This is a genomic window from Streptomyces sp. NPDC048331 (assembly GCF_043201215.1).
Lineage (GTDB): Bacteria > Actinomycetota > Actinomycetes > Streptomycetales > Streptomycetaceae > Streptomyces.
Window position 1 is genome coordinate 1 of record NZ_JBICYT010000063.1, and the last position, 21,063, is coordinate 21,063.

Annotated in this window: 19 protein-coding genes; 9 read left to right on the forward strand and 10 right to left on the reverse strand. The window is 66.1% G+C overall.

Annotation, left to right across the window (positions count from 1 at the left end; genetic code table 11):
• Positions 1–23: 23 nt before the first annotated feature.
• The 3 genes from ACGFYY_RS40040 to ACGFYY_RS40050 form a co-directional block, all read right to left on the reverse strand.
• Positions 24–674, reverse strand: coding sequence for a hypothetical protein (locus tag ACGFYY_RS40040; protein WP_393717224.1), 651 nt, complete (start codon positions 672–674; stop codon positions 24–26).
• 8 nt (positions 675–682) lie between these two features.
• A complete protein-coding gene (locus ACGFYY_RS40045; protein ID WP_393717226.1) occupies positions 683–1,063 on the reverse strand; it encodes a hypothetical protein in 381 nt (126 codons plus the stop codon).
• Positions 1,064–1,163: 100 nt separating this feature from the next.
• Positions 1,164–2,441 carry an HNH endonuclease signature motif containing protein gene (locus ACGFYY_RS40050; protein WP_393717228.1) on the reverse strand — a complete coding sequence of 426 codons (1,278 nt, stop codon included), beginning with the start codon at positions 2,439–2,441 and terminating at the stop codon, positions 1,164–1,166.
• Positions 2,442–3,030: 589 nt separating this feature from the next.
• Between ACGFYY_RS40050 and ACGFYY_RS40055 the strand changes: the two genes are divergently transcribed.
• From ACGFYY_RS40055 to ACGFYY_RS40085, 7 genes are all read left to right on the forward strand, one after another.
• Positions 3,031–3,579, forward strand: coding sequence for a hypothetical protein (locus tag ACGFYY_RS40055; RefSeq protein WP_393717230.1), 549 nt, complete (start codon positions 3,031–3,033; stop codon positions 3,577–3,579).
• 375 nt (positions 3,580–3,954) lie between these two features.
• Positions 3,955–4,107: a hypothetical protein gene (locus tag ACGFYY_RS40060; protein WP_393717232.1), complete on the forward strand. Its 153-nt coding sequence runs from the start codon at positions 3,955–3,957 to the stop codon at positions 4,105–4,107.
• A 776-nt stretch (positions 4,108–4,883) separates the two neighbouring features.
• Positions 4,884–5,294, forward strand: coding sequence for a VOC family protein (locus ACGFYY_RS40065; RefSeq protein WP_393717234.1), 411 nt, complete (start codon positions 4,884–4,886; stop codon positions 5,292–5,294).
• Positions 5,295–5,749: 455 nt separating this feature from the next.
• Complete coding sequence (locus tag ACGFYY_RS40070; protein ID WP_393717236.1) at positions 5,750–5,899, forward strand: hypothetical protein; 150 nt, start codon at positions 5,750–5,752, stop codon at positions 5,897–5,899.
• Positions 5,900–6,306: 407 nt separating this feature from the next.
• Positions 6,307–7,635 (forward strand): hypothetical protein, encoded by a 1,329-nt coding sequence (locus tag ACGFYY_RS40075; protein WP_393717238.1) that lies wholly within the window; start codon positions 6,307–6,309, stop codon positions 7,633–7,635.
• Positions 7,623–8,816 carry a NucA/NucB deoxyribonuclease domain-containing protein gene (locus tag ACGFYY_RS40080; RefSeq protein WP_393717240.1) on the forward strand — a complete coding sequence of 398 codons (1,194 nt, stop codon included), beginning with the start codon at positions 7,623–7,625 and terminating at the stop codon, positions 8,814–8,816. The genes ACGFYY_RS40075 and ACGFYY_RS40080 overlap by 13 nt, the downstream gene beginning before the upstream one ends.
• Positions 8,817–8,833: 17 nt before the next feature.
• Complete coding sequence (locus ACGFYY_RS40085; protein WP_393717242.1) at positions 8,834–9,355, forward strand: hypothetical protein; 522 nt, start codon at positions 8,834–8,836, stop codon at positions 9,353–9,355.
• 755 nt (positions 9,356–10,110) lie between these two features.
• Here ACGFYY_RS40085 and ACGFYY_RS40090 read toward each other — a convergent pair.
• Positions 10,111–10,386 carry a hypothetical protein gene (locus ACGFYY_RS40090; RefSeq protein ID WP_393717244.1) on the reverse strand — a complete coding sequence of 92 codons (276 nt, stop codon included), beginning with the start codon at positions 10,384–10,386 and terminating at the stop codon, positions 10,111–10,113.
• 196 nt (positions 10,387–10,582) lie between these two features.
• On the opposite strand from ACGFYY_RS40090, the gene dnaE reads away from it, so the two are divergent.
• Positions 10,583–14,143, forward strand: coding sequence for a DNA polymerase III subunit alpha (gene dnaE / locus ACGFYY_RS40095; protein WP_393717246.1), 3,561 nt, complete (start codon positions 10,583–10,585; stop codon positions 14,141–14,143).
• Positions 14,144–14,148: 5 nt separating this feature from the next.
• Positions 14,149–14,490: a DUF6300 family protein gene (locus ACGFYY_RS40100; RefSeq protein ID WP_393717248.1), complete on the forward strand. Its 342-nt coding sequence runs from the start codon at positions 14,149–14,151 to the stop codon at positions 14,488–14,490.
• 565 nt (positions 14,491–15,055) lie between these two features.
• Here ACGFYY_RS40100 and ACGFYY_RS40105 read toward each other — a convergent pair.
• From ACGFYY_RS40105 to ACGFYY_RS40130, 6 genes are read right to left on the reverse strand one after another with little or no spacing between them, the layout of a single operon-like run.
• Positions 15,056–15,910 (reverse strand): hypothetical protein, encoded by an 855-nt coding sequence (locus ACGFYY_RS40105; protein WP_393717250.1) that lies wholly within the window; start codon positions 15,908–15,910, stop codon positions 15,056–15,058.
• Entirely contained in the window at positions 15,885–16,235 is a 351-nt protein-coding gene (locus ACGFYY_RS40110; RefSeq protein ID WP_393717252.1) for a hypothetical protein, read from the reverse strand. Before ACGFYY_RS40110 ends, ACGFYY_RS40105 begins: the two co-directional genes overlap by 26 nt.
• Positions 16,236–16,284: 49 nt before the next feature.
• The gene (locus tag ACGFYY_RS40115) at positions 16,285–17,457 is read right to left on the reverse strand and encodes a cytochrome P450 (protein WP_393717254.1); all 1,173 of its coding nucleotides are present in this window, start codon (positions 17,455–17,457) and stop codon (positions 16,285–16,287) included.
• A 26-nt stretch (positions 17,458–17,483) separates the two neighbouring features.
• Positions 17,484–18,236: a class I SAM-dependent methyltransferase gene (locus tag ACGFYY_RS40120; protein ID WP_393717256.1), complete on the reverse strand. Its 753-nt coding sequence runs from the start codon at positions 18,234–18,236 to the stop codon at positions 17,484–17,486.
• A gap of 38 nt (positions 18,237–18,274) precedes the next feature.
• Positions 18,275–19,447 carry a YcaO-like family protein gene (locus ACGFYY_RS40125; RefSeq protein WP_393717258.1) on the reverse strand — a complete coding sequence of 391 codons (1,173 nt, stop codon included), beginning with the start codon at positions 19,445–19,447 and terminating at the stop codon, positions 18,275–18,277.
• Positions 19,444–20,718, reverse strand: coding sequence for a TfuA-like protein (locus ACGFYY_RS40130; protein WP_393717260.1), 1,275 nt, complete (start codon positions 20,716–20,718; stop codon positions 19,444–19,446). The genes ACGFYY_RS40125 and ACGFYY_RS40130 overlap by 4 nt, the downstream gene beginning before the upstream one ends.
• Positions 20,719–21,063 lie beyond the last annotated feature (345 nt).

The following is a 21,063-nucleotide window of genomic DNA, read 5'->3' on the forward strand; positions in this document are numbered from 1 at the left end:
GGGCATCGAGTACTAGCCCGAGATCACGGCGCAGGCATACGCCCACCCTCCTTTCCCGTGATCCGCTCATGTTGTGCGACCTCGTGTCGCAACCATCCTTCCCAGTCCAGGATGTGCGGTCCGCGGGTGACGTTGCCGTAGTGGAGGTCGCCGTGGGCGGTGGTCCAGGTGACGTGGTCGACCTGGTGGCCGGTGAACTCGGGGATCACGCGGCGCAGGTATTCCTCACGTACAGCCTCGCGGTCCGCCGGAGGCGGGACGTCGGCGAGAGCGTCCAGGGCGGCTGTCATCTCCTTCCACCACGTCTCGGGCAGGTCGGGGTCCTCGTCGAGGACGGGGCGAGGGGAGACGGTCGGTTGCGGTGCGAACGCGTACAGCTCGGCCCGGTAGGCGTAGCCGTCGGCGGTCCAGTCCCGGATGCGGAACAGGTCGGGGCGCGGCACCGACGCGGGTAGGGCGCGGGAGGTGGAGGGGCCGTTCCACAGCGTGCCGCCCTCGGTGCCGGCCTCGGCGCAGACCACGCGGAGCCAGTGCGAGCCAGCGGCCGACGACAGGGTCCGGCCCCGGTACCCCCACACCCGGCGGCCGGTGGCGCGCAGGCCGAACTGGTCGGCGGCGTACTTCTGGGCGGCCAGCACCCGGTCGACGGTGGCGGGGGCGGGGGCCTCGAACATGGCGGTTCCTACCTCGGCTGGGAGACGGCGGCCGCGTCCTTGGATACCAGCTCGGTAGCGAGGGCCGCGACCTGCTCCACGGTGAGGCCGGAGCGCTCGGCCAAGTCTCTGAGGGTCAGGCGGGCGCCGGAGACCAGGGCCTCCAGCGCGGGGCGCACGGACGGGTGGAGCTCCCATTCATGTCCGGCGGCGCGCAGCACGACGGCCTCGTCGGCTCCCTCGAGCGCGGCCCGGGCGGTGGTGAGGGCCAGGACCAGGCCGGGGTCGGCGGGGACGTCGCTGATGTACGGGAGCGAGGGAGCCGGGCGGCCGGGGTCGCGGGCGTCCAACGCGGTCGGTACGTTCGCGCGCAGGGTGGGGGAGTGGGGGAGCTGTCCGGCCAGCCACACCAGGAGGTGGTGGCCGGTCGCCGGAGTCTCCGGCCATCCCTGCCCCTTCGTCTACCGCTTTCGACCGTACCGGGCGCCTCGGGCATCAGGCTCCCGGCGGTCAGGTGCTCTGGGAAAACAGGTCGGCATGCCGGCGGCGGGCGGTCTCCCGGAGGATCGGGATCAGCTCGTGCCGGGATTGGCCAAGGCCTTTGATCCGGTGACAGTTCGGGCAGAGCGCGATCATGTCCACCGCCTCGTCGTCCCCTGTAGCTGCCAGGCCGCCGATGTGGTCGACATCGAGGAGCGGGCCGCCCTGGTCGTTGACGTCACCCATGTCGGGGTTCGGGCAGCGAGGGTTCTCGCACATGCCCTCACTCCGCATGATCACCGCGCGCCGGGCGGCCGCGATGCGTACCGGCTCGTCGCTGCTGCTGCGGCGCTGGCCCCTGTGCTTGGCCAGTTGCTGCTGGGCGGTCTCGACGAGTCGCCGGTACTGACGGGCGCGTTCGGCCTGCGTGACTGTCTGCTTCCGGGATGTCGGCAAGCGGACCTCGCCCGGGGTCTTCGGGGGCGGGAGGTCTGCGGCAGGGGCGGTCCCGCGGATGCGGGGGTCCGGGCCCAGGTCCGGCGGGTACGCGCCGTGCACCCCCGGTGTCTTCTTCACCTGCCGAGCCGGAGCTGCCGGTCGTCGTGCCGGAGCAGGCGGCTGCGCCGGTGCGGTCCGCGGGGCAGCCAGGATCAATTCCATGCGGGCCTGCTCGGCCCGGGTGGTGCGCCGCGACCGCATGAAGGCGTCAACGGAGTCGGCGTTGTCCTGGGCGTCGCGACGGGAGCGGTGTTGCAGGGCCCGCACCTGGCTGCGGATGGTGCGGTCCCGCCAGAACGCGGCGTCCTCCTGCCCAATGTGCTCTCCGAGGCTGGGGGTGTTCCGGACGGCGTCTATCTGCGCCCGGTGGTAGAGGACTTCCCAGTTGTTGCCGTTTGGGCGGCTGACGTTCTCCGGTATCAGGGCGCTGACCGCGACCTTGGACCAGCGCGCGGCGTACAGCTGCGCGGCGGTCACCCACTGCTTGCCGGGCTCGCCCACACCGGACCGCAGCAACAGGTCCTGGCCGGAACGGACCATGGGGGCACGGGGAGTCTTCTTCCGTGCCGGGGCCGCTGGGTTGCCCTTGGGGAGGCGGATCTTGGCGGCGGCCTGCTCCGTGAGCTTGACGATCCGTACCCGGGCCTCGTGGCTGCGGAAGAAGCCAGCATGCCGGTAGATCCCGACGCGGGGCCCTAGGGACGGGTCGTCGAGGACGGCGAGGATCTGCGCCCGGTGGTAGACCAGGGAACCGTCACCGGACACCCCGTCGTGCACGAGAGCGTCGATGGGAGCCTGTTGCCAGCCCATCGCCCGTAGGTGTTCCCCAGTGAAGTAGTCGGCACCCGATGGTGGCCGCCGCACACGGAGGGCGTCGGGCTCCGGCGCCTTCTTCCGCTTAGCCACGAGCACCCGCAAGCAGGCCGGAACCGGGAAGTCGGGATATCAGGCACGGACAGCTCACAGACTGCTCCCCAGGGCGGTAGACGAGTGGACGGGGCGCGGCAGTTCATGCTGCTGCGCCCGGTGATGATGCCGTGTCAGGCAGGTGTTGGGGTGGCGTTGTCCAGAGTTCGGGCTGAGGTGTCGTTGCCGCCCGGCATTGTGCAGGGCCCGCGAGGGCATCGACACCGGACTGGACGGCGCCGGGGATCTCGCCTACCTGGAAGGCGCCTTCGAACGGCCACGTCGGGGCGGCTACGACGGGCGGGCGCCCGACGCCGTCCTGGGCGTGAGGACCTGGCGCGTACGGCCGCCGGGATCTCCGGCCCGGTGGCCATCGTCCAGCACGACCGCGGCGACCAGGCCGACGCGCACCGCTGGTTCGCCACCGCTGCGAAAGCCGCCCGCGAATCTGGGGATCGGCGGATGACAGCCTGGGTGGCCCGGCCGTCACGCCATGGTCGGCCTGAACTACGGCGCCCCTGGGCAGGCCGCCCGCATCACCGCGCAGGGCCGCCGGGAGGCCGGCGCCCGCCCGTCCGGGGCGGCCGCACTGGCGGCCGCCGTCAACGCCCGCGCCCTGGCCGCCGTCGGCGACCTCCCCGGCGCCCGCCGCGCGGTGGACGACGTCCGCACGCTGGCCGAGCAGTTGGACGGCCCCGAGTCGGCCGACACCTGGTTCGGCTACCCGGCCCAGAAGCACGCGGTGCACCTCTCCCAGGCGTACACGCTGCTCGGCGACACCCGCGCCGCGTACCGGGCACAAGACGACGCCCTGGCCCTGACGACCTCGCCGTCGGTGATGACCCGCGCCCTGATCGCCATGGATACCGCCGCGTGTCTGCGGGTCGACGGAGAGCCGGGCGAGGCCGCCGCAATGGCGGCCGCGGTCTACGACAGGCTGCCGCCCGCCTACCGGACCGGCCTGGTGCACTCCCGCGCCCAACTGCTCCACCGGCACCTGGACGGTGCCCCGCGCCGGCTCCTCGGTGACGCCCTCGCCTGAGGCTCCCGTAACGAAGGGCGCGGCCGCCGTTTCCATTGGAAACGGCGGCCGGTAAGGATCGACCTCAAGGCCCTAATCAGTGCGGCGTCGGGTGGCGGCGCGGCTTCGGCGAGCTGGCGGATGTAGGCGACGACCACGTCGCCGAGGATGGCATGGCGACAGGCGGATACCGCAGAGATCCGGTTCGACAGGGACGAGTGTCTCTGCGCGCCTGGTGTCGGTGCCGGATGCTGTCGGCCAGAGCGGTGAGCGGCGACGTGTAACGGCAGCCGGGGTCCTGCCCGCGGCCGACAGCGCTGCGGGGCCGGGAGCCGCCGGTCCGACGGCTGCTCCCCACAGTCGCCATTGCAACCTCCTTCCGGGAGGAGCCGGCTGTTGACGCGCAAGAGCGCGGAGGTATGCCACCCGGACGGCGGGTTCCTGCCGCGCGCCTTCCGGGTTTGGGAGGACAAGGTCGAAGTGGTCGGTGTCAGTGAACTCGGCCCGGAGCTGGTCGGCCAGGGTTCCGTCGGCCTGAGCCCTCGGTGACCTCCTTGCGCAGCCGCTCGGCGTAGGCGGCGGGGCCGGCCACGGTCGGTACGTTCGCGCGCAGGGTGGGGGAGGGGAGGAGCTGCCCGGCCACCCGTCACTCCGTTCGCGTGGCGACCGGACAGGGGCTCACCTCACCACCGTGGCCCGGGTGGTGACGGGCCCCGCGCCATGGGGGCCGACCTCAGAAGTTGTCTGCAGGTCAGGAAAGACAGAACGGACACCCTTCGCGCGGCAACTGGAAAAGCACGGCGGCGCATCCGTGGATCGCCACCTGACAGCCGCTCACGAGCTCAAGGTGCACGGGATCCTTCCCGCAAGATCGGCGCTCTCCGAGCCGCACAGGGCCCTTACCGTGATCACCGCGTCCGCCGGACACCGTGGATGGACCTGCCCGAGCACTTCGCCTCGTGGACGGGCGAGCTGTACCCGGTCGAAGCCTCGAAGCGGCCCGCGCCGCCTTCGCCACCCTCCCGGCGAAGGCGCTGGCCAGTCACTCTGAGCTACTTGTCACTTCGCCAGCGCCTCGGGGGCGGGCCGATAGGGCCGTCCCTGTCCTGTCGCACTGAGGTTGTCGGATTCTCACCGCTTCTCGTTCGTGCTGGCGGATTCTCACTGTCCTGTCGCATTGAAGCTGTCGGATTCTCACTGCTTCTCGTTCGCGGTGTCGGATTCTCATTGCGTCGCGTGCTGAGCGGAGACGTTTGCCCCGTACGTGGGGTTTGATCTCATTTTCCTGGTCTGGTTCTCGCTGTAGCTTGTGACAAGATCGCGGGATGCTGCGACTCACCGATTTCATTATCGACTGCCCGGTCACGATGAAGCTGGCGGCTTTCTACTCCGAGATGACGGGCCGTCCGATCAAGGAAGGCAGCTCCGAGGATTGGGCTGGCATCCAGTTCGGCGAGATCGAGCTGGCATTCATCCGGGTGGACGACTATCGCGCTCCGCAGTGGCCCGACAGCGAGCACCCCAAGCAGTTCCACCTCGACTTCGAAGTGGACGAGATCAAGTCCGAGCAGCGCCGCGTCCTCGACCTGGGCGCGACGTTGAGGCAGGACTTCATCGGCCCCAACGGCTACGGCTGGCAGGTCTACACCGACCCGATCGGCCACCCCTTCTGCCTGTGCCGCAACAAGGGCGTCATCTGGACCGACCAGGGCCCGATCTGGCCCAAGCACGACTAATTAGATTCCGGTCATGGAGAAGAGCGACATCACGATCAAGCTCACCCCGACGAGGCCCTGGTCCTCTCGGACTGGCTGGAGCGAGTACAGATGACAGATCTCAGCCGCCTGGTCGACGATCCGGCCGCCTGGGCCCGATCCACAAGATCGCGGGAACACTGGACAAAGCGCTCCCTGGAATCTTCGCCGCCGACTACGCCGAACGTCTGGAAGCGGCCCGGCACCGTCTCCGGACGGCCACGGGCAGCCTTGCCGAAGAGCGAGACGGCTGAGCTGCCCTTGCCCACCACCAGCGCGCTTCCGTGAAAGCCATGTCGTTTGAGAACGCCGGCCCGCGGCGTTCTCAAACGACATGGCAACCCAGCAGGTCAGCGGCCCACGATCTGTCAGCTGCACTGCGACAGGACAGTCCCGGCCAGCCCGCACGCGGCTGTCACCGGGAGGGGGAACCCGCCTTGATCGACCCTGCCACCGCCGCCACCACTGCAGTTACCGCCGTCGGTCGGACTGCCGCGAAGGCAGACGTCTCCAGGGCCACCGGCCCGCTCATCACCGTGCGCGCCGGGAGCCACGAGGACGTCCACGTCCGCTGGTCGGGGGCGTAGGCGTACATCTCGGCCCAGCGCCGGCGGATACGACTGTCCGCGCGGCAGGGGACAGCTCGAGCGGTGCAGTGGCCCACACAAGTCAGGGTGGGGTCGCATACCCCACCCGAGAACTCACCCAGGAGGCCATCTTCTGAAGGTCTTCGGCAGGCCAGGTGCATATCAAGTCAATCCGCAGTGGTCTCGAAAGCGGGGCTCGGAGGCTCCGGCCGCGTGATGCTGCTGGAGGTTTCGGGGGCTTGCTGGTGCTCCCTTCATTGTGCGTGGGCCTCCGTCCTCATGACGGGCGGTCGGTTTCGGTCAGAACATCCATCAAACTGGTTGCCCACTGCTCGAAGTGGGTGCGTTACTTGATCGTTTTTCATACAAGAAGCGATCAAGGGGGGATTTTGCACTTACGGAGAAAGTTGGTTGCGAGTCTTGCGGTGCTGGCGTCGGCTGTCGCTCTACCGCTGACGGCCGCCTCGCCCGCCGGCGCCAGCGCGCCGGATCACAGCTGCAACACGGTCTATCAGGCGCGCATCTTCTTCTGGGCGATGACCTGTGCACAGCCTGGTCAGCCAGTGATCGGGGCCTTCGGTACTTGGCGGAACGTGCCGATCACCTTCGAGGCGGGCTCGGCGGCCGGTGACGCCGAGGTGTCGAACTTTGTTCGCATGGTCCCCAATACCGACCAGACCGATGGCGCGAACGGAGGTGACATGTTCGGTCCGTCCATCGATGTGGGATTGCATGCCGAGAAGACCGGCCCCTCGACCATCGCGTACGGGCCTAGGTGGACCGAGCTGGGCAAGAACGGTGGCGTAACCAAAGCAATCACCGCGGGCTCCAACCCGACGGTCGCGGACAACGTGAACCACACCTACATGACGATACGTCAGGCAAGTGGCAACCAGTGGGACGTGTTGTACGACTTCAACGTGGTCGGCAGCACCACCGACCAACTCAAGATCCCACGCGGCAATCCGAACCGGATCGACATCGGTCTCGAGGTCCGAGGACCCCAGCACGTATCGGTCCCACCCATAGCGAACCGCATGCAGTTCATGGCGGAGAACAAGGCCTGGGCCCGCGCGGCCACCGCCGACGTCACGCAGCTCACCACGATGGGGATGTGCGGAAAGTCGATGGGCATACCGAACGACCCGACTGCCGTCTACAAGGCGCCGTACTGCTTCGAGGCAAGACTGACCGACGCGACGACGCACACCCAGTGGACGGTGAGTAAGCCCGGACCGGCGTCGGGGCCGGCGCCATCGGCCCCCACGCGTGCGACAGGGACGTTCAACGGCGTCGACCAGAAGGCCCTTTCCAAGTGCCTCGCCACGGACCCCGAGGGCTGCCTGAACACGGTTCCCGGTCTGGCGGCCTGCGTGCAATCCGTCAAGGTCTGCAACGCCGCGGCGCTGCAAAGCCCCCAGCGCTCCCCGGCGCGAACGGGCGGCAAGGCAGGGATGCCGGCTGACATCGCAGATCGGGCGGCCCGATCATTCGGCGTCGATCCCGACGCGGTCCACGTTGCGGCAGGTAACCGGCCGACGAGCGAGAAGTGGCCCCTGGGGGCTGCAGCGCGGCCCTCGGCCGTGGCCGACATGCCGGTGGTGACGGTGGAGTCCGCGGCGCCCACCCAGGGCTTGGAGCATCGGGGACGGATCGTCCACGGGTTCCGCGCCACCTATTCGACCGAGACCGGACAACTCCTCGAAGCCTGCTGGGGGCAGATGTGCAACACCTGACCAAGGACGCCGGCAGCCCCCGAGCGTTCACCCACGCCGCCTACCGGCCGTGGACGAACGTGTTTCTGGCCATCGCCTGCGGCGCACTCGCTCTTCTTTTGGTTGCCGGGACAGGAGATGTCGCCCGTGCCTCGGCACCGGCTCCTGTGATCTCGTCGCAGAACGCCCTGCAAGAAGGTGACCTGCGCACAGAGTGCGCCAGCCGCGCAGAGGCGAAAACGCCCAAGGGCTGGATCAAGAATCGCTTCGAGATGTGCGTCCACCGTCCCACCTACCTGAAGCTGAAGGACACCAGACAACGACTCAGAGGCGAACTCTGGTTCGACGTATGGATTCTGGGGTTCTCCTACGATGGATCCCGCCGAGTCGACTACACCAGCAGTATCGAAAACATTCGCACCAAGGCAGTGTCCGGCGAAAACCCGGCTAACTGGAAGATCGAGCAGTCTTTCACCCACACAATCAATACCCAAGGGAGTGACATAAACCCTCAGATAAAGCAGCCGTCCAGCACCCTCCAGAACGGCACCGTGGCTGAATGGAATGCGAAGCCGTTCTGGCAGCTCACCTACACCTCCCCCGACACCGGAAAGCTCGAGGCCAGCAACAATCAGGTGGTCCGCGGTGAGATCAACCTGGGCATGAAGGTGACCTCGCCCACCGCGCTGCCATGGGAGGACAGGACGATGGCCAAGTCGAACATCCGCTTCGACTACGTGGGACGGGCCGCTGGGAAGTACAAGGGAACCGTCTTCACCGATGCCCGGGTCGAACTGGTGATGAGCCTCAAGGATCCCGAGGTCGACCAGAGCACTCGTCACATACTCGACGCCCAACAGTTTCCCGAGCGGACGTTCCCATCCTGGGCGGGAAAGACCGTTCCCGGCGGGTCCGGACAGCCGCTGCACAGAATGATCGACCCGGCCAAGCTGAAGGACCAGAGGGACGAGTCGATCAAGCAGTGCAGAAACGTCTGGGGTGACTACTCGGGCAGCGGACTCGAATGTGACGAGTATCCCTTCGCATCCACACACGAAGGATCATTGAAGGGTGACAGCCGCTACTCTGTGCGTCTCATTGACAGTGCGGACAATCGCAAGGGCGGTGAGCTCATTCAGAAGGTCTACGAGGAGAACCGTCTGATCGACAACGACGCGTTCTATGTCAAGATCATCCCTTGAATGGCAGGTCCTGAATCATGACGCTGCTCACCCAGAGCACGACCCTCGCCCGCCCGTCCCATCGCCTGGTCGAGGTCTACGACTCGGACGCCTACCTCACCGACAGCACGGCCATCGCCGCCGCGGAACGCAACGTTGTCGGCGGCAACGGCTACCACCTCTACCTGTTCAGCCTGCAGTCCGACCTGGAGGTGGAGGTAACGGTGCGGGTGTGGGACGCACCGCAGCCTCCGCCCGGCGAGGCAGAGGGCGTCACCGCCGTCAGCCTTGAGTCGGAGACCGGGATCCTGGTGATCGGTCAGTTCACGTTCGGTCCTGCGGCGGAGATGTCGCTTCCGAGGCCGGGCGTCTATGAGGGACACGTTTCATGGGCCGGCCGGGTCGCCGCTGCCGAATACTACGAGGACGCGCTCCGACAGATCGAAGACGACTGGAGCACCGCACGGATCCGCCAGTTGTGGGACGACAACCCGCAACCTGAGCAGTACGTCCTCGACCTCTGGTACGTCCGCGAACCCGAAGAGAACGAGGACGGCTGACCTACGTCCCTGGACGTCGGCTGAGTGTTCGTGCGGTATCTGGACGAGTTGTGGCAGTCCCTGAAGGTGCCGCGCCTGCTGGTGCGGGTGCGGCACCCACCCGCCCGCGAGGCTCCAGGGCCGGCCCCAGCCGGCAGCTTGGCGTTGCCTGGCATCGGAGAGGCTGGACGTGCTTCTCGACGAGGTCGCCGAGTCACGCCTGAAGTTGATCTGCGAAAACCAGGCCTCGTGCTCCGGGCCTCTCCTAGAGGCGTTGACGACGACCGCAGCCCGGGATTTCAGCCTTTCCCACGGATCGTTGGACGGGGCGCGAGCAGCGGGCTGGGACGCACTGGTGCCTGCTCCTGCCGTCAGCGGCGCGCGGCCCACGGGCCGCATGCACCCCACCGGATCGGGCTGTTCGGGGTGGAGCATCCTTCGGACGCACCACTGCTGTCCCCTGCCGTCGGATCCGCGGACGGTAGCCATCCAGGGCAGGTCGTCCATGGCATGGGCGAACTCGTCGAAGGCGGCGTGCAGGTCGTCGGGGAGGAGTCGGTGGTCAGGCAGAACCAGCCGATCTCGGTCGCCGGCCGGACGCCGGGCGCCTGTGCACACGGGTCCAGCCAGCATGGTGTAGAAGTCGACGCGGTCCTGGATCTGGAGAACCCGGGCGCGCTCGGTCAGGAGGCCGGTGCGCCAGTACGCGAGATACCCGGTCGACATCAGGCGGACGGACCCTCACACACCTCCGTATCCGGCCCCAGGCCAATCCTTCAGACGCAGCCTGTCTGGGCACCGAGACGCAGCTGGATGACGGAATCGGAACGTTCCACCATCACGTGGGCGACGGAGTCGTCTGCAAATCGGAGCATGCACGAGGGGCCGAGGTCGAGGAGCGACTGTATGGCTTCGTCGCCGTCGACTGCGCTTCGGACTACTGCGGTCAGGACGTTGTTGTCATCGAGCGAGATGCGTACAGGGAGGCGGCCCAGGAGGGTCGAGTCGTTGCCACACCACTCCAGCTGCGCTATGCCTTCAAGATCCTTCATGGCAATGAGGCTATACCGCAGCCAGGCTTGCACTGGAGTATTCAGCCATGCCCGCAGGTCTGTGGCACGAGCTGGTGGACGCTGTCCGGCACCGTCGTGAGAGCTGTGAACAGGCCGAGGTGTGGGACGTCTTGGTGATGTGAGGCAGACGTTAGGCTTGGGGCTTCCAGAACCCGTTCTCGGAGGTGCCTGCCCGGTGGCCGACAGCTTTGTTCACCTGCACAATCACACTGAGTACTCGATGCTCGACGGAGCTCAGCGGCTGAAGCCGATGTTCGCCGAAGTCGCCCGACAGGGCATGCCCGCCATCGCCATGAGCGACCACGGGAACATGTTCGGAGCGTACGAGTTCCAGCAGGTGGCGAAGGGCTTCGACGGGGTCAAGCCGATCATCGGCATCGAGGCGTACGTCGCACCCTCCTCCCGGCGGGGCCGCAAGCAGGAGTTCTGGGGCCCTGGCGGCCAGCGAGCCATGTCGGACGACGGAGAGGGCTCCAAGGACGTCTCCGGCGGCGGCCGCTTCACCCACATGACCATGTGGGCACGGAACGTCGAAGGCCTGCGGAACCTGTTCTTCATGTCGACCGAGGCTTCGTACACCGGTCAGTTCCCGTCCGGCAAGCCGCGCATGGACATGGAACTGATCTCAGAGCACGCCAGCGGGATCATCGCCACGACCGGATGCCCTTCGGGTGCGATCCAGACCCGTCTGCGGCTGAACCAGTACGACGAGGCGCGCGAGGTCGCCGCGTCCTATCAGGACATCTTCGGCAAGGAGAACTACTTCCTGGAGCTGATGGACCACGGCCTCGACCTGGAACGCAATGTCCGCGGTGGACTGCTGCGCCTGGCCAAGGACCTCGGCATTCCGCTTCTCGCCACCAACGACGCTCACTATGTCCTTGAGGACCACGCGGATGCGCACGACAACCTGCTGTGCATCGGTGTGGGCAAGAACAAGGACGATCCGAACAGGTTCCGCTTCAACGGGTCCGGCTACTACCTGAAGACGGCTGAGCAGATGCGGGAACTCTTCTCGGAGTTGCCCGAGGCCTGCGACAACACGCTTCTGATCGCCGAGCGCATCGAGTCCTACGACGAGGTGTTCGCCGAGAAGAACGAGATGCCTGACTTCCCCGATGTACCTGAGGGGGAGACCCAGGAGTCATGGCTCCGCAAGGACGTACTCAAGGGCCTGGAGATGCGATACGGCTCTCCGATCCCGGACGCGGTGATGGAGCGCTTCGAGACCGAGATGAAGGTCATTGGTCCGATGGGCTTCTCCTCGTACTTCCTCGTCGTTGCGGACATCTGCAAGTACGCCCGCGACAACAAGATCCCCGTCGGGCCGGGCCGTGGATCCGCGACCGGCTCGATCGTCGCCTACGCGACCCGCATCACCGAACTCTGCCCACTCGAGCACGGACTGCTGTTCGAACGATTCCTCAACCCTGAGCGCATCAACCCGCCGGACGTCGACCTCGACTTCGACGACCGCAAGCGCGACCAGATGGTCCGCTACGTCGTCGACAAGTACGGCGACGAGTTCACCGCGATGGTCAACACCTTCGGCAAGCTCAAGGCCAAGAACGCGATCAAGGACACCTCCCGCCTTCTGGGATACCCCTTCGCCCACGGCGAGCGCATCACGAAGGCCTGGCCGCCGGACGTGATGGGCAAGGGCATGCCCATCACCGGGCTCTTCGACTCGTCGCACCCGCGGTACAGCGAGGCCGGCGAAGCCCGCACGATGTACGAGAACGAACCGGACGTGAAGAAGGTCATCGACGGCGCGCTCGGCGTCGAGGGCCTTATCCGGAACACCGGTGTCCACGCGGCCGCGGTCATCCTCTCCAAGACCAAACTCACCGACCGGATCCCGCTGCACATGCGGGCCAAGGACGGCGTCAAGATCACCGGCTTCGACTACCCCAGCTGCGAGAACATGGGGCTGGTCAAGATGGACTTCCTCGGGCTTCGCAACCTGGGTGTCATCGACCAGGCCATCCAGAACGTACGAGAAAACCGCGGCCTCGACCTGTCCACCGAGACGATCCCGCTGGACGACAAGAAGACGTACGAGCTCCTCGCCAGCGGCGACACCTTCGGCGTCTTCCAGCTCGACGGCGGCGGCATGCGCACCCTCCTGAAGCTGATGGAACCCACCCGCTTCGAGGACATCGCAGCAGCCCTCGCCCTCTACCGCCCCGGCCCGATGGCAGCGAACGCGCACACGAACTACGCGCACCGCAAGAACGGCCGGCAGGAGATCGCCCCGATCCACCCGGACCTGCGCGAACCCCTGGAGCCGATCCTCGGAACCACGTTCCACCTGCTGGTCTACCAAGAGCAGATCATGGCCATCGCACGCCAGCTCGCCGGCTACACCCTCGGCGGCGCAGACCTGCTCCGCCGCGCGATGGGTAAGAAGAAGCCGGAAGTACTGGCAGCCGAATGGGACAAATTCCATGGCGGAATGAAGGAGAACGGCTACTCCGAGGAGGCCATCAAGGCCCTGTGGGACGTCATGCTGCCCTTCTCGGGGTACGCCTTCAACAAGTCCCACACGGCCGGCTACGGCCTGGTCTCGTTCTGGACGGCCTACCTCAAGGCGAACTTCCCCGCCGAGTACATGGCAGCCCTGCTGACCTCTGTCGGCGACGACAAGGACAAGGCCGCGATCTACCTTGCCGACGCCCGCAAGGGTGGCGTGAATGTGCTCCAGCCGGACATCAACGAGTCCGTCGCCGAGTTCACCGCCATCGGCGAGGACGTCCGGTTCGGACTGAAATCCGTGCGGAACGTCGGCGAGGGCGTCATCGAGTCACTCGTCACCTCACGCAAGAAGCAGGGCAAGTACACCTCCTTCGCCGACTTCCTCGACAAGTCGGAGATCGGAGCCCTCAACAAGCGGGCCGTGGAATCTCTGATCAAGGCGGGCGCCTTCGACTCCCTCGGGCACACCCGCAAGGGCCTCTCTGCCGTCCACGAGGACGCGATCGACGCGATCATCCCCGTGAAGAAGGCCGAGGCATACGGCCAGGACGATCTCTTCGCCAGCATGGACAGCACCGACGACACCCCGGCCTTCGGCCTGGACTTCCCGATCAGCGAAGAAGAGTGGCCGCGCAAGCAGCTCCTAGCCACCGAACGGGAGATGCTCGGCCTGTACGTGTCCGCGCACCCGCTGGACGGCACGGAGCACATCCTGTCCCGCAACCGGGACACCACGATCACCGAGATCATGGCGTCAGGCCAGGAAGGACCGGTCAAGATCGCCGGATTGATCACTTCCGTCGACCGGAAGATGACCAAGCAGGGCAACGCCTGGGCCGCGGTCACGCTCGCCGACCGAGACGCCGCCATCGAGATCTGCTTCTTCCCAGCCACCTACCAACTGGTCGGCCATGCCCTGATCCCCGACAGCGTCATCTCCGTCTCGGGCCGCGCGCAGGACCGGGACGGCAGCATGAACATCATCGGTTCGGAGATCGCGGAGCTCGATGTGTCCTCCGCCGAGAGCGGCAGGAAGCCACCGGTCCTCCTGTCGTTCCGGTCCCACAAGATGCACGAGAAGACGGTCCAGGAACTGCGACGCATCCTCAAGGCCCACCCCGGTGAAAGCCCGGTCCGCATGCGGGTGCAGACACCGGACAAGACCATCGTCTACGAGCTCGGTTTCCTGGTGGACCCTCCCTCGGTCGCATCCGACATCAAGGGCACGTTCGGGCCCGACGCCTGGCAGGGCGTGGCCTGACCCTCGTGGAACTCGACATCGAGATCAACCTCGACGATCTCCCCGCGTGCGCCGGCTGCGCCGGGCAGCCCCTCTTAACGGCCCGTTTCCCCCACTCCTGGCTGAACACCAGAGGTGAGGAAGTCATAGGGGTACGCGAGGTGGCGCTGTGTCCACAGTGCGACCGAGGATCTCGGGCAGCCGACGAACTACAGGCGCTGTTCGCTGTCGATGAGCAGGTCGGCCTGGCCAACGCCGAGGCCTTCGCCGTCCTGATCGGCGCCTGGCTGGATGAGATCCGGCAGAGCTCCAGAGACGCTCGCCGTCTGGAGATGGAGTGGGAGCAGTGGCGACACGGTGATCTGTAGGTAGCATCGCGGAGGGCCTGGAACCCGTGGACGGGTTCCAGGCCCTCCGGTCTTCGTGCGCTACTCCTCGGAGCTTTCATCCGTCACGTCGTCCGGTACCCGGACGTCCCCGTTGCTGTCTTCGACCGCGCTTTCCGTGGTCTTGGTAACTGCCATACGGGCGAGCTGGGTTCGCAAGATGTTCACCTCCCCCCGTGGCGTGATCGCAGACAGTATGGCGATGATGCGATCACTGCGAGGTGGTCTTTGCTCAATGTCCGTGAGGCACGCGCGCGGTCGTCTCACGCGCCCCAAGCATGCTCAGCTGTCTGCAATCTGACGGGCGCTCGCACGAAGTGCCGGGGACGTGGCGTGCGTCGGGCGGAGGGCATGACCCGGCCGGAGGCCGGCCGCTGGATGCAGGGAGGAAGCAGTGGGTGGATCGCGTACCCCTGCGTTACAGCTGCCCTTGAACTGTCCGGAGGTTAAGGGAGCCGCCTGGGACCTCGTCTCCGATCGTCGCGGCTCTCGAGCTGTGCGATCTCCAGGATCGCCACTGGCGGCCTGGTTCATGAGACCTCATGGGTCAGCTGTTCAGAAAGGCGAAGTAGGCGCCTGTTGAGCACAGCGAGTAGGCCGCAAGATGCCGTGGCAAGAGGCCCGCGAAAGCCGTATGCATTCCGATTCCGGCGGCAATGGCTGCGGGGCGAGTCACTTCGTTGAGAAGACCGATGGGGATGAGAAACTCCAGGGCGATCGTTCCCCACGCCGCAGTCCGCGCGAGCGGGGTCGGGTTTCCATCATTGGTGGCCATAAGTGCCACCAGGCGCTGCGGATAGTAATAGTTCCAGGCGGGAAGGAGATATTGAATCTGCCGCCCGCTGGCCAACCACTGCGAAATGACTTGTCCACTGCGAAATTGAGGGGACCTGATCTTCAGCCAGGCGGTGTTGATGTACAGGTCTAATGCCAGGATCATCACAATGACCTGGGCCCAGGTGTTGTCGGTGCTGGACGAATCGTCGAGCGAGAAACCGCTGCCCAGGTTTCCGGCGCAGGCGAGGGCGATTCCTGTGCAGGCCATGAAGAAGGTGAGCGAACGGGGGATGAAGAGCATCTCGAAGAAGAGACCCAGGACAGTGAGGACCGCGAAAAGGCGCGGACAGATTCCCGCGGTGAGCAGGGTGGCTGCGATGATGCGCGTAATGAGTGCGGGCCGGTAGGAGCGGAGCATCCACTGGAGCGACCGGGTGCCGTAACTTTTTGCGAAGAGGTAGCTCGAGATGTCGTCGTTCCGGAACCGCTGCCAGCCGCCGCCCGTCGCACCGTGCACGAACTTCGCAAGGCAGGCAAGGCCGAACATGATGCGGACGGCCTGGAGGTGCCAGTCCTCGGTCGGTTCGGTGAAGCCGCTGCTAATCGCTTCCCACAGCCATGACACCGTTTCTGATCCTCACTTCCAGCACGCCGCCCGAGTAGCGGACGATGCCGTTTCCTTGAATGTCTTCGTACTGCGTACCCAGATAGTCGATGACCTCCTGCAGTTCCCCTGTAGACATCATGAACTCTTCACCTGCGGGGAAAAGCGCGTAGATGTTGATGTCCTCGCGCCTGCCGTCCCGAACTCCGTCCAGGTCGACGACAACTGACGCGTGCCGGATGAACATGGGCCAGCTGAATTTTCGACCCGGACGCCTGATGAATCCGTTCACCACCATGGCCAGAACGAGCAGTACCATGGCTGTGATCTCGATGGCCTGTGTCATGGAATCTGCCTTGTTCCGAACGTTTTGGGCGGCGTCATCGGGAGTTTTTTCAGAGGCATACGTGGAGTTCCTGCAGACCCCTGCTCTTGAACGACTGAAGCCATACGAGATCTTGTCCGGAGTCGTCTAGGCGAAGACCGGGGAAGCGGGATATGAGCTCGGCGATGGTGATTTCCAGCTCCATGTTCGCCAGCGCGGCGCCCAGGCAGTAATGAATGCCGTGCCCGTAGCTGAGGTGCTGGGCCTCGTTGCGGGTGATGTCGAACCGGTCGGGATCGGTGAAAGCCCGTGGGTCGTAGTTGGCCGAGGCCAGAGAGAGCAGCAGACTCTCTCCGGGAGTAATCACCGTCTCCTGCACGGTCACTGGGGTCGTGGGGAAGCGGCGGGTGGAGAACAGGCCGGGGGAGGCGTGACGAAGGATCTCCTGTACGGCCTGCGCTGCCATGTCCGGGCGGGCCCGGAGCACCGCCAGTTGTTCCGGGTTGCTCAGTAGCTGCAGCAGGCCGCTGGCCAGTGCGTTCGTGACGTTCTGGAAGGCAGCGATGAGCATGAGGGTGGTCATGGAGAGCAGTTCGCCCTCGCTGACGGTCCCGCGATGGTGGGCTTCGATCAGATCGCCGAGCACGTCGTCCGTGGCCTGGCGGCGCTTGGCTGCGATCTCGTGGGATACGACCTGCTCGATCTGCCCGAGGGCCGAGGAGATCTCGGCGGGCGGTGTGCCGTCCAGGAAGAACACGTCGGAGAGCCGCTTGATCTCGGCCGCGCTGATGCGGGGGAAGCCCAGGAAGTCGGCGATCACGGTGATGGGCAGAGGGATCGCCAGCTCGCGGACGAGATCGACTCGGTCACCCGGGTGGAGCGGGGCCAGGGTTTCCCTCACGATCTCCGTGATGCGGGGACGGAAGGCCTGGAGACGGGCCGGGGTGAAGGCGCCGGCAACGATCCGGCGCAGGCGGGTGTGTTCCGGCGGGTCTGAGTCCACAAGGTCCTTGGCAGGTGCATGCGGCGAGTGCTCTGGCACCCGGGCCCGGTCCTGTTCGCTGTTCATGGACAGGGACTTGTCCATCAGCAGGGAACGTACGTCGTCGTATCGGGTGACCAGTGCGGTCCGGGTGCCGGAGGGGGTGGTCACCTGGGTAACGGCGGCCTCTTCGCGCCACTGGCCGAGGGCGGCGATCGGGTCGTCGCGGTAGGTCCGGTCGAAGGTATGGCGCTCGCTCATGGCGGTCCTCGGGTGTGCGGTGTCCATCAGGACAGGGTCAGTTCGGCCACGTAGTGCGGCCCGTCGCTGAGGCACTCGCGCATCGCCCATGGGCTGTCGGCGAGGAGGTGCTCCAGTTCCTCCGGTGCGAGGAAGAGGTAGTCGAACCAGGGTGTGGCGGTGACTGACTCCCTGACACGCAGCCGTTCCTGACCGAATAGGCGTCCGTGGAGCACGTTGTTCCGCCCGTAGGCCTGGTGGTGGGGGCGGGTGGTGTGGTGCGGGTCGATGCTGACACCGAGCAGAACGGCGTCCTTGGCTGCGAACCTGGCCAGGCCGCACAGCAGGGAGGGCGCCTTGTCCCGGCTCTCCAGGAGGCCCAGGTTCTGTCCGCCGAGCAGGATGGTGTCGAAGACACCGATGTCGTCAACATGTTCGATTAGGTCTTCGAGAGTTCGTTCGATCACCGTGACGCCTCGCTCGCGGGCGACACGTGCAGCTCCGGGTGAGGGCTCGACTCCCAGGACCTGGTGACCAGCCGCCTGGAGGGGGACGGCGTGACGGCCCGCTCCGCAGCCGATGTCCAGCACCCGTCCGCGGCAGCGCGCCAGGGTCTTCCTGTCGGTGGGGTCCCACTGGTCGGGCGAGGTGAAGTAGCAGGACGCGTCCAGGGCGGAGATGAACCCGTCGTCCCGCTCCACGATCTCGTAAGCGGTGCCTGGCATGCCACCGCGGGACCAGCAGCGCTCGATGACTGCCCCGAAGGCGTCGTGGCCCGGGGCTGTGCTTTCGTTGTCCATAGCCATGATCGTCAGGTCTCTGTGCTGTGGGATGGGGATCAGACAGCGGTCACGGCAGGTCGGGCCCGCGGGTCCATGATCAGGCGGGGTACGACCACCTTGACGACGGCGAAGTCGTCCCGGGAACTGAGGTCGACGACGACGGGGTTGTGCCCCTGGTCGGTGGCGAGGTGCTGGGCAAGGCGGTGCACCTCGTCCTCGAGGTCGCTGACCGTCGGGTTAGCCGGCCGCGGCAAACTGCCCCAGGACTGGACGTCGGCTCGGGGAACCGGGCGTTCCACCACCCCGAGGCGGACGTACTCGTAGAAGCGGGTCATGTCGTCCCGGCTGCCGGCGATCGCGGTGAGGCGGCTCTGCGCGGCTTCGGTCAGAGCGCGGGAGAGAGCCACATCCTCGTGTGTGTGGGCTCCGGAACCGAAGGCCATGACGGGGAAGTCCTCGCTCCAGAGACGTGCCGTGAAGCACTGGACCGGGCCGGTGGAGGCAATCCGGGCGAGCTCCACGTGACAGCCGGCACTGTGCATACGGTTGATGAGTGCCTGGCAGTCGGCGTTGTCCACGGTGCCAGGATCGATGAAGTCCATCCGGACGCTGCCCTCTTGTGCCCGTGCGACGGCGTCGCGTTCCAGGACCTCGTAGAGCGCGTGAAGGGTGGCTTCGGCACGGTTGTTGCCGGAGGCCAGGCCGTTGGTGGTGCTGGCGAGGCCGGCGGCGCGCCAGGCCAGCGGATCCTTGGCGGCGAGACTGACCGTGTCGCGCGGCAGGGGAACCGAGCGGCCCGTCAGGAGATCACGGCCGGTGACCCACCGCAGTGGTGTCTGGGGACCCACGATGCTGCCCGGGTCCGCTTCCAAGTCGGCCACCGCGTAGGGCAGCTCCAGTTCGGCGCCGGTGGCCCGGAAGCTGTCCAGGCCGGCCGCGACGTTCTCGGCGTGCCAGAGCTCGATGGCCTCCATCGCGGCCGAGACCTTGGCAAGCAGGAGGGTGCGGCCCTTGCCCTGCGAGACGCTCAGCGTCTGGGACAACGGCCGGACCGCCATGGCGACCGGAATACCGACGCTGTCGAGGCCGGTAACGTCGGCTATTCGTGTGATCCCGAAGTCCTGGAAGTGCGGGCTGATGATGGACCAGGTGTCTTCCGGATGACGCACTCGGTAGGTGCCACGGGTGAAGGAGACGCTGCTGGATGCCGTCAGGGAATGTGTTTTCATCGGTAGCTGTTTCCCTGCTCGTCGTCGCTGGCCACATGGCGCAGATAGAAATGCCGTGCAGCCTCCACGGCATCTTCCAGTGAGCGGAACCCTCTGTCGTGGGCTGCGTGCACCAGCGCCGATTGGTCCGGTGCGTCCCACAGTTTCGAAAGGTGCTCGATGAGCGTTTTTTCGGTCAGCTGGTAGATGCTGCGGTCAGGGTAAGTACTCGCCATGTACTCGTTGATGGCGATGGACTCCGCAGCGCCGGTGAGGGCGGAAGGTGACGAGCCTCGTTCGTCAAATATTCCGAGGGCCGAATCTTCCTGGGGGTTCTTGCGATAGACGCGGGTGATGATCCGATCTGCTTGGTCCGTCGGGGACAAGGATTCGGATTCATTCTGAGTCAGCCAGTCGGACTGCGCTGCGGAAACGTTTATTCCAAGGCCGGCGGCGGAATCCAGCGGGTCACTCACCTTCTTTGTGCCCGATGGGTTGTCGCAGGCCCTGCTCGCCTGCTCCAGAACATGACGCTGCCAGAGGGCAGAGAAGCCCGCTTCGTACAGTTGCCGGAAGGACAGCACGAGACTGCGAGGGACCGACTGAGCCTCCACGGCCTCGGTCGAGAAATCCATCTGCCATGTACGCAGAAAGGCCGTCCTCCAGCGGGAGTCCGTGTGCCAGGCCGGGGCGGGAGTGCCCGGGACGACAGCCATCGCGCAGCGACCCAGTGCCTGCAGGGCATCGCGCTTCTTGACGTCGACGAGATCGGCCTCGGTCTTCGCCAGGGAGGTGACCAGGCCCGCCGGTTCCCCCCGGCTCTGCATCCAGCGGTCGAGGCCGGTCCAGCTACGCCGGGTATAGGGAAGTTCCTGCAGGTAGGACAAGGCTTCGGCTGCTGTCTGCGCGGTGATGGACTCGCGCTCCGTCAGGAGTTGCAGGGCCTGGCGCAGGTTGACCAGGGGTTCGCTGACGCGCCGGTACTCGGGGCCTTCGCCGTGTGCGACAGCGACCTCGTCATCGGCATCGATGGCCCCGCTGGCATACAGGCCGAAGACCTCGCCGACGCCTTCCATACCCAGAGTGTGCAGTTCGGCGGCACGAAGCGCTCCCATGCTGGCGCAGCCGACAATGCGGACGCCGCGCCACAGGAATTCGAGAATCTCCTTGTGTCGTACGGCACCCGACTGGTGGTAGTGGCCGTCGATCAGCAGCACCATGTCACCGGGATCGGGAGCGACGCGGAACAGGTCGCCGTGGCCGGCCGGGCCGTGGATCACGGCTTTCGGCATGCGGTGCAGCACCTCCGCCGCCGGTAGCGTAGGACCGACGAAAACATGAACCCGCATCCGGCTGACCCCCGGGTCTCGCATCAATCTGGTGAACAGCAGAAAACGAACAGGCCCGCTCGGCCAAATTCCTCCGAACGGGCCTGTTCAGGATCGATGGATTAATATCCCTCAGTTACTCAGGCGATGCTGAGTAACTGTGTCAGTCCTTGTGGTTGTAGGCGTGAGCCGCAACCTTGTCGGCGTCGACCTTCTTGGAGAAGGAGCCCGCGAGAGCCTTGGTCTCCTGGAGGCCGGCCAGCTTCTTGAGCTTGTTCAGCATGTGAACTCCTCATGTTGTTTCCAATC

Coding starts and splice junctions, on each gene's coding strand:
- ACGFYY_RS40115 (WP_393717254.1), bottom strand. CDS start 17,457: ATGAGCGAGCGCCATACCTTCGACCGGACCTACCGCGACGACCCGATC.
- ACGFYY_RS40040 (WP_393717224.1), bottom strand. CDS start 674: ATGTTCGAGGCCCCCGCCCCCGCCACCGTCGACCGGGTGCTGGCCGCC.
- ACGFYY_RS40125 (WP_393717258.1), bottom strand. CDS start 19,447: ATGAAAACACATTCCCTGACGGCATCCAGCAGCGTCTCCTTCACCCGT.
- ACGFYY_RS40090 (WP_393717244.1), bottom strand. CDS start 10,386: ATGAAGGATCTTGAAGGCATAGCGCAGCTGGAGTGGTGTGGCAACGAC.
- ACGFYY_RS40065 (WP_393717234.1), top strand. CDS start 4,884: ATGCTGCGACTCACCGATTTCATTATCGACTGCCCGGTCACGATGAAG.
- ACGFYY_RS40130 (WP_393717260.1), bottom strand. CDS start 20,718: ATGCCGAAAGCCGTGATCCACGGCCCGGCCGGCCACGGCGACCTGTTC.
- ACGFYY_RS40050 (WP_393717228.1), bottom strand. CDS start 2,441: ATGGGCTGGCAACAGGCTCCCATCGACGCTCTCGTGCACGACGGGGTG.
- ACGFYY_RS40110 (WP_393717252.1), bottom strand. CDS start 16,235: ATGACACAGGCCATCGAGATCACAGCCATGGTACTGCTCGTTCTGGCC.
- ACGFYY_RS40120 (WP_393717256.1), bottom strand. CDS start 18,236: ATGGACAACGAAAGCACAGCCCCGGGCCACGACGCCTTCGGGGCAGTC.
- ACGFYY_RS40085 (WP_393717242.1), top strand. CDS start 8,834: ATGACGCTGCTCACCCAGAGCACGACCCTCGCCCGCCCGTCCCATCGC.
- ACGFYY_RS40055 (WP_393717230.1), top strand. CDS start 3,031: ATGGTCGGCCTGAACTACGGCGCCCCTGGGCAGGCCGCCCGCATCACC.